17 protein-coding genes are annotated in these 11,837 nt (G+C 34.0%); 15 read left to right on the top strand and 2 right to left on the bottom strand.

What is annotated here, in order from left to right; genetic code table 11:
- Positions 1-45 precede the first annotated feature (45 nt).
- Complete coding sequence (locus tag ABDZ91_RS16490) at positions 46-441, top strand: SecDF P1 head subdomain-containing protein (RefSeq protein ID WP_343801174.1); 396 nt, start codon at positions 46-48, stop codon at positions 439-441.
- A gap of 77 nt (positions 442-518) precedes the next feature.
- A complete protein-coding gene (locus ABDZ91_RS16485; protein WP_343801171.1) occupies positions 519-1,043 on the top strand; it encodes a P-loop nucleotide/nucleoside kinase family protein in 525 nt (174 codons plus the stop codon).
- Positions 1,044-1,124: 81 nt separating this feature from the next.
- On the opposite strand, the gene ABDZ91_RS16480 is transcribed toward ABDZ91_RS16485, so the two are convergent.
- A complete protein-coding gene (locus ABDZ91_RS16480; RefSeq protein WP_343801168.1) occupies positions 1,125-2,075 on the bottom strand; it encodes a hypothetical protein in 951 nt (316 codons plus the stop codon).
- The gene (locus tag ABDZ91_RS16475) at positions 2,068-2,601 is read right to left on the bottom strand and encodes an RNA polymerase sigma factor (protein WP_343801165.1); all 534 of its coding nucleotides are present in this window, start codon (positions 2,599-2,601) and stop codon (positions 2,068-2,070) included. Before ABDZ91_RS16475 ends, ABDZ91_RS16480 begins: the two co-directional genes overlap by 8 nt.
- Before the next feature lie 331 nt (positions 2,602-2,932).
- Between ABDZ91_RS16475 and ABDZ91_RS16470 the strand changes: the two genes are divergently transcribed.
- The 13 genes from ABDZ91_RS16470 to ABDZ91_RS16410 all read left to right on the top strand — a co-directional run bounded on the left by ABDZ91_RS16470 (position 2,933) and on the right by ABDZ91_RS16410 (position 11,652).
- Positions 2,933-3,409: a GNAT family N-acetyltransferase gene (locus ABDZ91_RS16470; RefSeq protein ID WP_343801162.1), complete on the top strand. Its 477-nt coding sequence runs from the start codon at positions 2,933-2,935 to the stop codon at positions 3,407-3,409.
- Positions 3,410-3,580, top strand: a complete 171-nt coding sequence (locus ABDZ91_RS16465; protein ID WP_343801159.1) for a hypothetical protein — start codon at positions 3,410-3,412, stop codon at positions 3,578-3,580.
- 9 nt (positions 3,581-3,589) lie between these two features.
- Entirely contained in the window at positions 3,590-4,033 is a 444-nt protein-coding gene (locus tag ABDZ91_RS16460; protein WP_343801157.1) for a hypothetical protein, read from the top strand.
- A gap of 17 nt (positions 4,034-4,050) precedes the next feature.
- The gene (locus ABDZ91_RS16455) at positions 4,051-4,641 is read left to right on the top strand and encodes a histidine phosphatase family protein (protein ID WP_343801155.1); all 591 of its coding nucleotides are present in this window, start codon (positions 4,051-4,053) and stop codon (positions 4,639-4,641) included.
- Between the two features lie 541 nt (positions 4,642-5,182).
- The gene (locus tag ABDZ91_RS16450) at positions 5,183-5,629 is read left to right on the top strand and encodes an NUDIX hydrolase (protein ID WP_343801152.1); all 447 of its coding nucleotides are present in this window, start codon (positions 5,183-5,185) and stop codon (positions 5,627-5,629) included.
- 385 nt (positions 5,630-6,014) lie between these two features.
- A complete protein-coding gene (locus ABDZ91_RS16445; protein WP_343801149.1) occupies positions 6,015-6,350 on the top strand; it encodes a DUF6054 family protein in 336 nt (111 codons plus the stop codon).
- Positions 6,351-6,617: 267 nt separating this feature from the next.
- Entirely contained in the window at positions 6,618-7,148 is a 531-nt protein-coding gene (locus ABDZ91_RS16440) for a hypothetical protein (RefSeq protein ID WP_343801146.1), read from the top strand.
- A gap of 75 nt (positions 7,149-7,223) precedes the next feature.
- A complete protein-coding gene (locus ABDZ91_RS16435; protein ID WP_343801143.1) occupies positions 7,224-7,616 on the top strand; it encodes an SET domain-containing protein in 393 nt (130 codons plus the stop codon).
- Between the two features lie 164 nt (positions 7,617-7,780).
- The gene (locus ABDZ91_RS16430) at positions 7,781-8,395 is read left to right on the top strand and encodes a hypothetical protein (protein ID WP_343801141.1); all 615 of its coding nucleotides are present in this window, start codon (positions 7,781-7,783) and stop codon (positions 8,393-8,395) included.
- A 228-nt stretch (positions 8,396-8,623) separates the two neighbouring features.
- Positions 8,624-9,178: a GNAT family N-acetyltransferase gene (locus ABDZ91_RS16425; protein ID WP_343801138.1), complete on the top strand. Its 555-nt coding sequence runs from the start codon at positions 8,624-8,626 to the stop codon at positions 9,176-9,178.
- A gap of 357 nt (positions 9,179-9,535) precedes the next feature.
- Positions 9,536-10,021, top strand: a complete 486-nt coding sequence (locus ABDZ91_RS16420; RefSeq protein ID WP_343801135.1) for a hypothetical protein — start codon at positions 9,536-9,538, stop codon at positions 10,019-10,021.
- Positions 10,022-10,185: 164 nt separating this feature from the next.
- Positions 10,186-10,653 carry an NUDIX hydrolase gene (locus tag ABDZ91_RS16415; protein WP_343801132.1) on the top strand — a complete coding sequence of 156 codons (468 nt, stop codon included), beginning with the start codon at positions 10,186-10,188 and terminating at the stop codon, positions 10,651-10,653.
- 519 nt (positions 10,654-11,172) lie between these two features.
- A complete protein-coding gene (locus ABDZ91_RS16410; RefSeq protein WP_343801126.1) occupies positions 11,173-11,652 on the top strand; it encodes a hypothetical protein in 480 nt (159 codons plus the stop codon).
- The last annotated feature ends 185 nt before the right edge of the window (positions 11,653-11,837 follow it).

Below are 11,837 nucleotides of genomic sequence, written 5' to 3'. Positions count from 1 at the left end.
ATGCAACAGGAGATGACAGTAAGTTGATCATGAAAGGAGAATAAGATGATCAGAAAAATCATTTTTCACTTAATTCTAAGTAGCATTTTTACATTATTACTTACAGGTTGTAACACTAGTAATTCTAAAGAAACCCGTGAAATTACAATTCAAAATGAAGATGGAGAAGTACTAGCAACCACCCCAGACTTTGAATCGGCGCAATTACGAAATGATGAGAATCATGAACTATATATTATAGAGGCCACGTTTAAGGATGAGAATAAGTTGGAAGAACTAACAACCGCAAATGCTGGGAAAGTCATTCAAATTTACCTTGGTGAAGAGTTGATTAGTTCAGCCACAATCAGTAAACCTTTTTCAGGACAAGCTTTTATTATTGAAGGAGGTTATACGGATGAACTCGCAGTTGAATTTGTCAATGTTATAAATTCACAATAGCAGCATGTGAACGAGCACCTTCTCCTAGGTCAGAACTTTCAATACTTGAAATTTTTACTAAAGAGAGGATGAACAAGATGAATAAAGATTTACAGAATCTATTAAACTCAAATACTTCAAATCCACTCGTTATCATGATGTGTGGTGTAGCTGGGTCAGGAAAAACTACATATGCCCAACACTTGGAAAAAGAAGGGTTTGTCCGTCTCTCTATTGATGAAGAGATTTGGAAGGTGAATGGGCGGTATGGGATAGACTACCCAGTTGAGAAGTATGGGGATTATCAAGTTGAAGCGGAGACAAGACTTCGTAATAGGTTGTTACACCTCATTCAGAATAAACAAAAGGTGGTTATTGATTTTAGTTTTTGGCAAAAAGCCAAGCGAGATGAATACAAACACCTTATTGAAGAAGCGGGAGGTGTGTGGGAACTTGTCTATTTGAAAGTTAGTCCTGAAGTTATTCGCAAACGGTTGGATGTACGTAATAAACGGTTTGATGCAAATGCAGCCTTTCCCATTACTGAAGATATTTTAACTTCTTACCTAAGTGGATTTGAAGCCCCGATTGACGAGGGGGAAGTAGTGATAGAGTCGTCATGAATAAGAAACCTTTAATTTCAGAGAAAACATACGCGAAAAGTCAAAAAACCCAGCTATCTATGCAGCTGAGTTTTTGTTCTTTTACTTTAGTAGACTTTCTACTATTTCCAGTACAGTTTCCTCTTTATCATCGGAATCTATATTCATTAAAACCTCTACATAAACTCTTTCGTCATTCCTCTCATAAATAAAGATGGCCTTATTTCTCCCGCCATTAACTATTACTTTGATTCCGTTTATTTCGACTGACTGATGATTTGTTAATCCTTCTTCGGTGATAGTTTTTTTAGAGTCAGGATATGCCTTAAGTGTAAATTGTTGACCAGCCTCCTCAGTTTTATAAGTTAGCCAAACAAAATCAATTTCTTTAGACAGTTTTCCGTGCCTTACACTATAGGGTTCATTTTTTTCTTTCGCCTCTTCGTACATTTCTTTTGCGAGCTGATCAATTTCCTCAATAGATTGTATCTGGTTACGATCATCTTCATAATATACTGTGATTCTATCGAAAATAAATTGATTTAATATCGTATCATCCAAATCCAATGAGGAAGTCAAAAACTCAGGAATATCTGCTAACTTTTGACTTTCTACTTTACCTCTATAAGTCGTAAGGGCTGTTAAACCTATCTGTTCGTAAGCTTCCGTTGAAAGAAATTTGGTGTACTGTCCTGGTGGTGTATTTCTCATAATTTCATTAGTTACATACCGCCATTTTGCCATCAACTGATCATATTGTTCATGAACATTTACTTCTTGTTGGTCCATTGGTTTATTCACATGAGTCTTCTCACCATTCGCTTTATCAAAGCTCCACCCTAAATATTTAATCGCGGAAGTAATAGAAACCGTCATCATGATGATGGAAAACGCCGTAATCAAGGAGCGGGCTAAAAATGGCTTCAACTTAGGAGAACGTCGGTATCTTGATTTCAATTGAATTAGTAATTTTTCAGAAGAGGGTGCTTGAGGTAAGTTATCTTGTTTGTATTGTTCTGTAAACTCAGCAAAAGAATTTATCTTTTTACTCATGATCCATTCTCCCTTCGATTATCTTTTGAACCTTCAATTTTACTCGTTCAAATCGTTTTCTTGCGGTTGCGGAATTGATATTAAGAATTTGTCCAATTTCTTCATAATCTCGGTCCTCAATTATTCGCAACGCTAAAATGGCCCGTTCTTTAGCTTTAAGCTGAGCAAGAATGTAGTCTAATTCTAAATTGTTTTGGCTATGATCATTATGTATGTGGCTGGATTTATATTTTTCAGTAAAAGGAATAAATTGAAATAGCCGATTTCTTTTTGATTTATTAAGACAATGACGATAAGCAATTTTATAAAGCCAAGCCTTTTGATGGATGATCCTTTCAGGATGGTAGTTCATTAAAGCCTTTATAAAAACCTCTTGAACCGCATCTTCAGCATCCTGTTGATTTCGTAAAATTTGATAGCAATAATTAAAAATTGGCTGGTGATTTTCCCGTATTAATTGTTCTAGCGGTCTTTCGACTTCCATGGTATCTACGGATATCTCCTTTTTTATGGTGTTTGTCAGCAAAAATCGTACCTCCTTAATCGCCTTCTATAAAATAAGACAATTAAGTCTATTATAATGTGACATTATTATTATACATAAATTGAATTTTTGAGATTGGGTAAATGTAATTAAAGGGCTGCTGTTAATCAGTGCATCAAAACGCTCTAGTATATTTAGTATTCATTTACAAGTTAGTTGCCTTAATCTATTTGTTTTGAAATGTGTTGAATATTGGTATATTTGAACAAAACAAATTCTTGTTAGAATTTTATGTTAAATTAGTAGTATGGAAGCCAGAATATTTTGAGTATATTTAATAGATGCAATGCGAGTTTCGGAGAGGGGATGCCTTATGACATGGTTGGTTCGAACTGCAAAAAGTACAGATGAAACACAAGTACTTGAGTTAATAAGATTATTCGTCGCAGAATTTCGCGGGAAACCTGATGTGCAATTGCCAAAAAGTGCTGTGGCTGTTTTTCATAAATTGGTTAGTCAATCCATTCCTGGGACAGTTTTGGTTGCGGAAACTGCGGAGGGGAAGGTCATTGGCTGTGCGACCATCTCTGTTCAAGAAGTCATTTATAAAGGAGGGCCATATGCTCTTTTGCAAGAACTATGGGTTCACCCGTCATATAGAAGTCAATCGGTAGGTAATCGTCTCATCCGTGCTGTTGAAGAATATTGCCAAGAACAATCAATTAAAAGGCTTGAAGTGTGCCTGCCAGAAGAAAGCTTTATTACTTTTAACAAGACACAGAACTTCTATTTGCGTCAAGGTTTTGAAGGAGTCGGTCCTTATATGGCAAAAAAAGTGGAGGGGATTTGAATGACTGGCTTAGGATGGATATTTTGGGGCAGTATTCTCTTCATTATTGGTGTTTCATACTTTCTGGGGAAAAAAGGTATGAAGCCACCGGGGAAAAGTGATCATCAAATTGAATCTGAAGAGCAAGCTAGAAATTCACTAGACCAATATGACACCAGGTGGGGAGAGTAATCTTAATATATGAAAATGTCGTTTGTGCCGAAGTTTAAGAAATTTTTAGCCTTTTTTTTAATTACTATTATTGTTATTAGTGTCTCATATCTTTTTGTTTTTAAAGTTTCGTTTTTACCATTAGGGTATGACAGCGTTGACGTGCAAAAAGATAGGATCTCGTTACAATCATATAATGTGGTAGGAATGGAGAAGGATATTACAACCGTGACTTTTTCAGAAAAGGATACCTGGAAGATTGGCGAAATCGAAAAAGCGATAAAAAGACTGAAAGAATTTTTATGGTTGCTATATTTTGCAATAACTATTTCTCTATTTTTCTTTTTCTATAAAATTCGTAATGGAATCAAGCTATGGAAAGCAACGCTGGAAAGTAACATTATTTTTGCTTTTTTGATACCATTGCCTGCAGTTATTAGCTCAGTGAATCAAATACAGGATTTGATATCCTGATTACAGGGGGATAAGAAATGGAAACCATCATTTACTTTGTGCGCCACGCGCATTCTGAATTCGATATTCAGAACGAAGAGAGAAGAGAACTTTCTGAAAAAGGGTGGAGAGATACAAAACAAGTGACGGAGGTGCTGAAAAATGAGGCAATTGACGTCGTATATAGTAGTCCATATGTCCGAGCCATACAAACAGTTCAAGACATAGCTGATCATGTTCAAACAACCGTCCAGATTGATACACGCTTACGAGAGGGATGGTTAGCTGATGCAGATGTGGTTTTTGAAGATCCTCACCAAGCCATGAGTTACGCATTTGAAAACCCTCATTTTCGTTATAAAGGGGGAGAAAGCGTTGCAGACCTGCAAAAACGAGGGGTTGCAGCTTTGGAAGATATCCTTCTACAAAATAAAAGGAAAAGAGTGGCTATTGGAACGCACGGCTATATTTTTACCAGTATATTAAAATACTATATTCCAACCATTCATCACGAGTTTTGGAGCAAGACTTCGAAGCCCGACATTTATAAAGTAACATTTGAAGAGAATACATATAAAAATATGGAAAGGTTATGGAGTGTAAACCTAACGGATAAAGTAAAAAATTGATACATGAAGATCGTCATTGAGGACGGTCCTTTTTTATTTGTCATTATTTACATATTATTGAGTTAGTTTTTGGGATATTATGTTAAAATTTTATTATCAAGATGACGCAAACACAATAGTAATAAGGGGGAAATAGTTATTATTAAATACCTTCCACAACTAATTGCTATGATTATGAGTGTGGTTATTTATTTTGTGGTTGCAAGAAACTTAGCTGATCCGATAAATCACTACTTGATATTTTTGAGTACTCTTACATTTTTACAGATGTCTGCAAGATTCTATAGTTTGAAGCAAATGAGGTCCTTTGCAATTTCACTCGGTGGTTATTTACTAGGTATAGGGTTCGTATATTATGTAATAAATTACGTTCCTTATACTCTATTGAAAATTAGGGCCCTTGGATACCCGTTGTATTTTACCCTAAGTATTCTAGGGGTGTTAGTTGGATATTGGCTAAGCAGAAAGCCTAGTTTTTCTACCAAAGCTCTTGGCCGGGGTAAGAAGGATTTAAAAAGTTAAAAGGATTGAGGAGAATTGGATGGGTATGATCATTTTTGGTGAAAAAGAAGAAGGTAAAGAATACATTAGGAGACCTGCTGCTTATGGCGTGATGTTCAATAGTCAGAAAGATAAAGTAGCCATTATTCAAACAAGTGATGGTAAGTATTTTCTACCAGGTGGAGGAATTGAAAAGAACGAGACCCATCAAGAGTGTTTAAAAAGAGAAGCTATAGAAGAGACGGGAATGGATATTGAAATAGGTCAATTTATAGGTTCTGCACAAAATTATTTCTATTCTATAAATGATAACAAGCACTATCTTAGTGAGGGATTCTTTTATTTATGTAATATGGGTAAGCAAATTAGCGTACCGACAGAAGTAGATCATTATTTAAAGTGGATTAAACCAAACCAAGCAATAGAAATTTTGTTGCACGATCATCAAAGTTGGGCAGTTAATGAAGCATTAAAAAAATTTATCTAAAAGCAGCAAGGTTAAGATAACAACTATTTTTAACTTAGTATTCCTATTGTTAGAGTAAAGAATTTTAGATAGCAATTATAGTCTGCTTGGGTTAATGGGAAGCTGTGACTTCAGTGTCTCAAACGGGAAAATACAAAAAGGAGGGCTTGTTTTGTATAATCAAGATTTTAACACGATTATATTAAGTATATTATCGGTATGGGCAGTCTTTCTCCTGTTTCACAGACTGATTCATAGTTATCGACAGAAACATACTTGGAAAAGAGATATTATCCTTACTTTTATTCAGGCTGTAGTTGTAGTTTTAATTATTGCACCTATTCTGGATAATTTTAGATAAAAACCTAATTTAATAGCTTTAAGAACTGGGGGAGGATTATAAAACATGGCAAAATATGAAAAGACAATTATTGGTGAATTTGAGAAAGTTGTTAATCATTTGGAAAACGATATTAGGAATAGTGGAATAAGTATGAATTTAGTTGATGAAAGCAACTACACTATGGGCGAAACTAAAGTAGCGGTTCGAGTTTATGATAAATATTTTATGAGAAATGGTAACAGAACTAGTTTGAGTCTGACTGTGGTTGGATCGGACAATAATATTTTTATTTCTGCAATAGGTGCAGGCGGGGGAAGTGGAGTTTTTTTAAACTTTAGTCTTGGTGCCGAAGCGGAAATGGTGGATATAGTACAAAATAGTATAGAGCAATTGGGATAATTTACAGGTTTATTTTGTCCCTCAAAAAACTCAGTGTGGTTACCATACTGAGTTTTTTTGTTGATCATAATCTCTAAAACTAAGTTTTCGATTATCGGAGAAGGGTTATAGTATAGTCCAGGTTGGTTTACTAAACTAATAACCTTCCATATCTTAAGCCCTAAGCCTTATGTTATTTTAGACCTGAGCTATATAGAAAGAGCTACCAATAAATGTTAAAATTTTCTGTACTTGTAGGAGAATATATTGATTTATTGGAGGGAAATTGTGAAGAGAGAAATTCATTTTTCAGAAAAACTATTGTTGGCTGGACTTAGTTTTATTTTAATATTTATGATCGTGCAAGATTGGGTTCCTTTAGGTACATTGAATGACGTTCAAGCCGTTAAAGCAGAACATTCATTTAATCAATTAGTCACCATTACATTGATAAATGTAGCTCAAATTTTATTATTAATGGGACTGGTAGTCATTTTTATGGGGAAAAGGTATCCAATTTGGGTTAAATTTTGGTTAATTATCCATCAAGTATGTATCTTTGCAGGGGTCCTAATATCCTGGTGGATACCTTACTTTTTTGGGTATGGTGCAGAACAAAAAGTCGAAGAATATAAACAGATGTTCGGAGAAACCCATTCTTTCCTTCCAGTAATGAATGGTATTGTTCCAAATACGCTTCATTTCCTTTTTCATATCACTCTGTTATTGTGTATCATCCTAGCGATTTATATTTCCTTCACTTTATCAAGGCATATGAAAAATAATAAGAACGATTTCTCTGAAAAAATAAACCAATAGGAGTCTCATTTGGGACTCAATGTTAAATTAATGATACAGTTAGAAAGAGTAATTAAAAGTGAGTAGGTGAACAACATGATTGAAGTAAAAACATCTTCACTTAGTGATGGAGAACTTAATAGAGGGGTATTTGCTACACGCGATATTAAAAAAGGGGAGCTTTTACATGAAGCACCGGTTATTCCTTATCCAAACGACCAGCATCAATACATAGAGAAAACACTTCTTGCTGATTACACGTTTGAATATGGGATCAATCATTCTGCTATCCTTCTTGGTTATGGAATGTTGTTTAACCATTCTTATGAACCTAATGCAATTTATGAGATTAACTTTAATAATCACACATTTGAGTTCTATGCATACACGGATATAAAAGCAGGAGATGAGATCCTAATTAACTATAATGGCAATGTTGATGACAAAGAACTACTGTGGTTTGATCAAGACAAAAAGGAGAAAGAGTAATCGGGATTTTTTAATAAGTGGTAACAAGAAAGGTCGTCAATGGTGGCGATCTTTTTTATTTTTGTCTTTTAGAATTGAAAGATTATATTTGGAATATTATGCTAAAATTACCTTAACAGTCCTAATAAGAATAGGGTAGGGATTGGGGTATAGGGGGGGGAAGTTTGAAAAAGTATATTTTATTTATCAGTTTATCTGTAGTCATGTTAATTACGAGCTGCACAAAGAATGATAATCATAATAGTGTAGCGCCTACAATCTCGATAAATCAGGATTCTGAATATGCGAACACTTTTAAGGAATTAAATTTAGGGATCTTATTTGAATTTAACTTTTATTTACCAAATGCAGACAAAAGATGGGTAAACCTTTGGGTAGAAAGATATAAAGAGGGAAACAAAGATCCTCGACCATTAACAGAATTATCCTACGGTAGCAGCCCTAAAGAAGTAACACAAGGCCGTTTAGGGTTTGGAATGATAAATCCCAATTTAAATGATACTTCAGTATTCTTATTTGCACCTGGAGTAAGCTCACCACCATCATTGATTGAAAAGGAACTGAATCCAAATATTAAAATCAGTACTTGGGACTATGCCTTCGGTCAAGATGAAGTAGAGTTAGAGTTAGGTGAAACTTATATATTGGCAGCATATAGAGAAACAGAGAGAAATTCAATTAAAATGATTGATTTACAAGCTAAAGACTCCGTAGATCAAATGATAAAACGGGATGATATGGTACTTTTACTAAAGATAAAAGTACAAGAAAACCCTTAATTTACCAAGCTATGGGAGCAGGTTATTACAACCGTGTAATAAATGCTGTGGTCAAGTTTGGAACACAGTTGGAGGAGATAATTTGAAAAAGAACAAAACTTCAAGAGAAAGACTCGATATACGTGAGAAGAAATGGGTAGGACTTAGGAAATTATGATTAAAATAAAAGAGGTAGTTGGATTACCATTCGTAGAGGCAACTGTAAAAAATAATTGATGAGGTGTTTGTGTGTCAAAATTTAACTACAACACAGAGACGGACAGAGTAATAATAAGACCATATAACAAAGAAGATTATTCAAATTGGTTAACTCAATTTGAGAATAGATTGCCAGCACAACACAAATACGATGATGGCAAGGTAGATATGAGCATTTGTACTGAAGAATGGTTTGGAGAATTGGTAGATAACCATCAGCAGATGGCTTCAGAGGATAAAGTGTATGTCTTTGGAATTTTTAGAAAAGAAGATAATGCTCATTTGGGTTCAATAGACTTTTCTACGATTATGAGAGATGATTTTCAATGGGGAAGATTTGGTTATGCGATTCATAATCAGTTTTGGAGACAAGGTTATGGAAAGGAATCTGTAGTAGCTGCAATAAATCTTGCTTTTGAAAAGCTAAATTATCATCGTATAGAAGCACACATTAATCTCGATAATACTCCTTCGATAAAATTAGCAGAAAGTGTTGGAATGCAATTTGAATGTATAAGAAAAGGTTTTATTTATGAGTTTGACGAATGGACTGATAATCTAATTTACTACGTTAATTCCAAGTAGTGCTTATTAAGGAAAAATGATGGCGTTGATTTATAGAGGATTGTTCTTCATTAAATGTTCAGTTTAGTAGAAGTGGCTTACCTAACCTTTACATTAGCGAGGTGATTGAAATTGAAAGTGGATAAAAAGAAGTATTATATTCTTATGCCACCTATCCTGGTAATTGGGCTAATTTTATTGTTCTTCCTTCCAGCAAATCAGAGACATTACGCTTTATTAGCTCCTATCATTTTTTGGTTAATTTATTATACTTGGATTTATATTGAAAGAAAAAAAGATAAAAAGCTTGAATAACTTTTATTGTAACGGATCAGCATTGTTTAACTACTACTTACTATAAAAAGGAAGGGGATACACTTGAAAAAAGAATGGGACAGCCTTAGCTCAATTCGAGAATGTACTTTAAGTGGAATTTATGCAAATCAAATAAATATATTCCGTTACGATAATGAACTAAGTTTTACATCTTCTATGCCTATAATTGCGATTAGAAATCCAGAGTTACACAAAACAACTTATTGGAAGTTTGGTTGGAGAGAAACTAAATCAGGTGATGATATACTGATAGTAAATGAACAAAATACTCCAGAACCACTCCAATATATTTCAGTAAATACTCATTATCAAAGTCATGTTATAAAAAGCTCAAGTTTTTCTCTTAACCACAATAAAATTAATAAAGTAAGTGTTTATGGATTTGTTGATGGAAGCAATCAATACTTAACTGATATTATTTTAGAACTTGAGGACCGTTACATTTCCATTCGAGCAGGAGCTGTGATAGAAATAAAAATAACAGAAATGCAACCTGACAATAAAGGAAACAAAATATTTTCCGTATAAAAAGTCAGAATATTGAGTTTTGTTTTTAGCGTTGATCCAAAAAGGATTATCCACCATACTTGTCACATCCCTTATTTAACACACGGGGCAGTATAGTAAAAGAAGAAGTTATTTATTTATAATAAAGACAAATGTAATTTTCAAAAAGAACTGAGGAGAAATGGATGTCTCAAGATGGAATTGTATTAGTAGCAAGTGTATCAATCTTTGGTAATGATAAAGTCTTAATTATAAAAGAGAATAAACCTACTGCTCTCGATAAGTGGAACTTTCCGAGTGGACATATAGAGTATGGTGAGGACATTCTTTATTCAGCTCGGAGGGAAGTTAAAGAGGAAACGGGGTTAGATGTAAAACTGATTGGCACGACTGGAGTATATAATTTTATCAGTAATACGAACAATCAAGTAATTTTATTTCATTTTATTGGTGAGGTTATTGGAGGTACATTAAATCTCGAAGAAGATGAAATTACTGACAGCAAGTGGATAAAAGTTAATGACCTTTTAGCATTTGAAAACGAGGATTTACGAGAACCGCATGTAATAAAGAAGATAATTGATAACTTATTAGAAGAAAACATATATTCAATTAGTGTATTTAATGAGCAACTTTTTAATAGTTCTTACTGAGCTAAACCAGCAAATAGAAGTTATTTTGTTATTGCATTAACGGGTGCGTGATCCAGGGAGGATTAGCCACCTTTTTTGTTGGAATCCTTATTCAACAAACGGTCAGTATTGTTTAAGAAGGACTTATAGGAAGGTCGTCATAAGGACGGTCTTTTTTCATTTGCCATTCTTTTCAGAATATAGGGACTCCTGTCTGGGATATTGTGGTAAAATTTTATGTATTACTAATACAAACGGTCAGGATTGTTTAAGAAGGACCATTATATAAAAGGGGAGTTTTTTATGTTATTACTTTCTATTCAAGGTCAAGGTGGATTTACATTGGGAGATTCAATCTTTCAATTATTCTCTTTTCTGTTTGTTATAGCTATTCCTGTGGGTTTAGTCATATTTTACCTTGCTGCAAAAAGAAAAAATTATCGATAGAAAAAGTGGGGACTCAATCAACTAAGTTATTCAGCGAACGGAACAGGTATGTATAAAATGCAAATCCTTAAAAGGTAAGAAACGGTGAGTAAGATGAAGCAATTACTAAAAGAAAACTTTGTAAAACCATTGAAGGGCAGTATAACTTTCCCGCCTATGTATTTCCCCTACCCCAAAGATGAGTTATATATATTAAGGTTCGTGGAATTATTGGTAGAACACCAAGATTTATTTGACGAACATAACTTTTATTGGTTAGGAGTAAGTAGTTCTGATAATGAAAATGCAAAATTGCTGATGAACCAATCTGGTATTAGTATGAGGGGCTTAGAAATCGACCCTTTTGTTTACATGAGATTTAAACAAAAGTGGCATGATTTTGTGTACACGGTATGGGACCTTAAAATGATAAAGTTTCTAAAAGACTTTGAAAAAGAAATAGGATCTCTTACAGAAGATTTCTTAATAGAATTAGATTCCACAAGAGATGATGGATTTATTGTTGATGTATATATCTTTGTGGATAAAAACGGAAGATGGTCATATGGGTCTTTTGAATGTTTAATTCCATAATGTAACACCTAATGTTGAAGGCCAAAAAAAGCATTGATACTAGAATGTTTGCTTTTATTTGGTTGGAGTATTTATTGAGCTAACGGTCAGCATTCCTGTAATGGAGAAAAATGAGGTTTGAATAAAAAAATAGCCTCTTGGTAGAATGAAAGAGTCCTGAAGCTGGCCAGCGAAAAGGACAATAT

The sequence above is a fragment of the Bacillus carboniphilus genome (assembly GCF_039522365.1).
In the GTDB taxonomy this organism is placed as follows: Bacteria; Bacillota; Bacilli; order Bacillales; family JC228; genus Bacillus_BF; species Bacillus_BF carboniphilus.
This window is presented reverse-complemented; position numbering and strand designations above follow the sequence as displayed.

Excerpts from the sequence above, each read along its gene's own strand:
- ABDZ91_RS16490 (WP_343801174.1), top strand. The coding sequence starts at position 46 with ATGATCAGAAAAATCATTTTTCACTTAATTCTAAGTAGCATTTTTACA.
- ABDZ91_RS16485 (WP_343801171.1), top strand. The coding sequence starts at position 519 with ATGAATAAAGATTTACAGAATCTATTAAACTCAAATACTTCAAATCCA.
- ABDZ91_RS16480 (WP_343801168.1), bottom strand. The coding sequence starts at position 2,075 with ATGAGTAAAAAGATAAATTCTTTTGCTGAGTTTACAGAACAATACAAA.
- ABDZ91_RS16470 (WP_343801162.1), top strand. The coding sequence starts at position 2,933 with ATGACATGGTTGGTTCGAACTGCAAAAAGTACAGATGAAACACAAGTA.
- ABDZ91_RS16465 (WP_343801159.1), top strand. The coding sequence starts at position 3,410 with ATGACTGGCTTAGGATGGATATTTTGGGGCAGTATTCTCTTCATTATT.
- ABDZ91_RS16460 (WP_343801157.1), top strand. The coding sequence starts at position 3,590 with ATGAAAATGTCGTTTGTGCCGAAGTTTAAGAAATTTTTAGCCTTTTTT.
- ABDZ91_RS16455 (WP_343801155.1), top strand. The coding sequence starts at position 4,051 with ATGGAAACCATCATTTACTTTGTGCGCCACGCGCATTCTGAATTCGAT.
- ABDZ91_RS16450 (WP_343801152.1), top strand. The coding sequence starts at position 5,183 with ATGGGTATGATCATTTTTGGTGAAAAAGAAGAAGGTAAAGAATACATT.
- ABDZ91_RS16445 (WP_343801149.1), top strand. The coding sequence starts at position 6,015 with ATGGCAAAATATGAAAAGACAATTATTGGTGAATTTGAGAAAGTTGTT.
- ABDZ91_RS16435 (WP_343801143.1), top strand. The coding sequence starts at position 7,224 with ATGATTGAAGTAAAAACATCTTCACTTAGTGATGGAGAACTTAATAGA.
- ABDZ91_RS16415 (WP_343801132.1), top strand. The coding sequence starts at position 10,186 with ATGTCTCAAGATGGAATTGTATTAGTAGCAAGTGTATCAATCTTTGGT.
- ABDZ91_RS16410 (WP_343801126.1), top strand. The coding sequence starts at position 11,173 with ATGAAGCAATTACTAAAAGAAAACTTTGTAAAACCATTGAAGGGCAGT.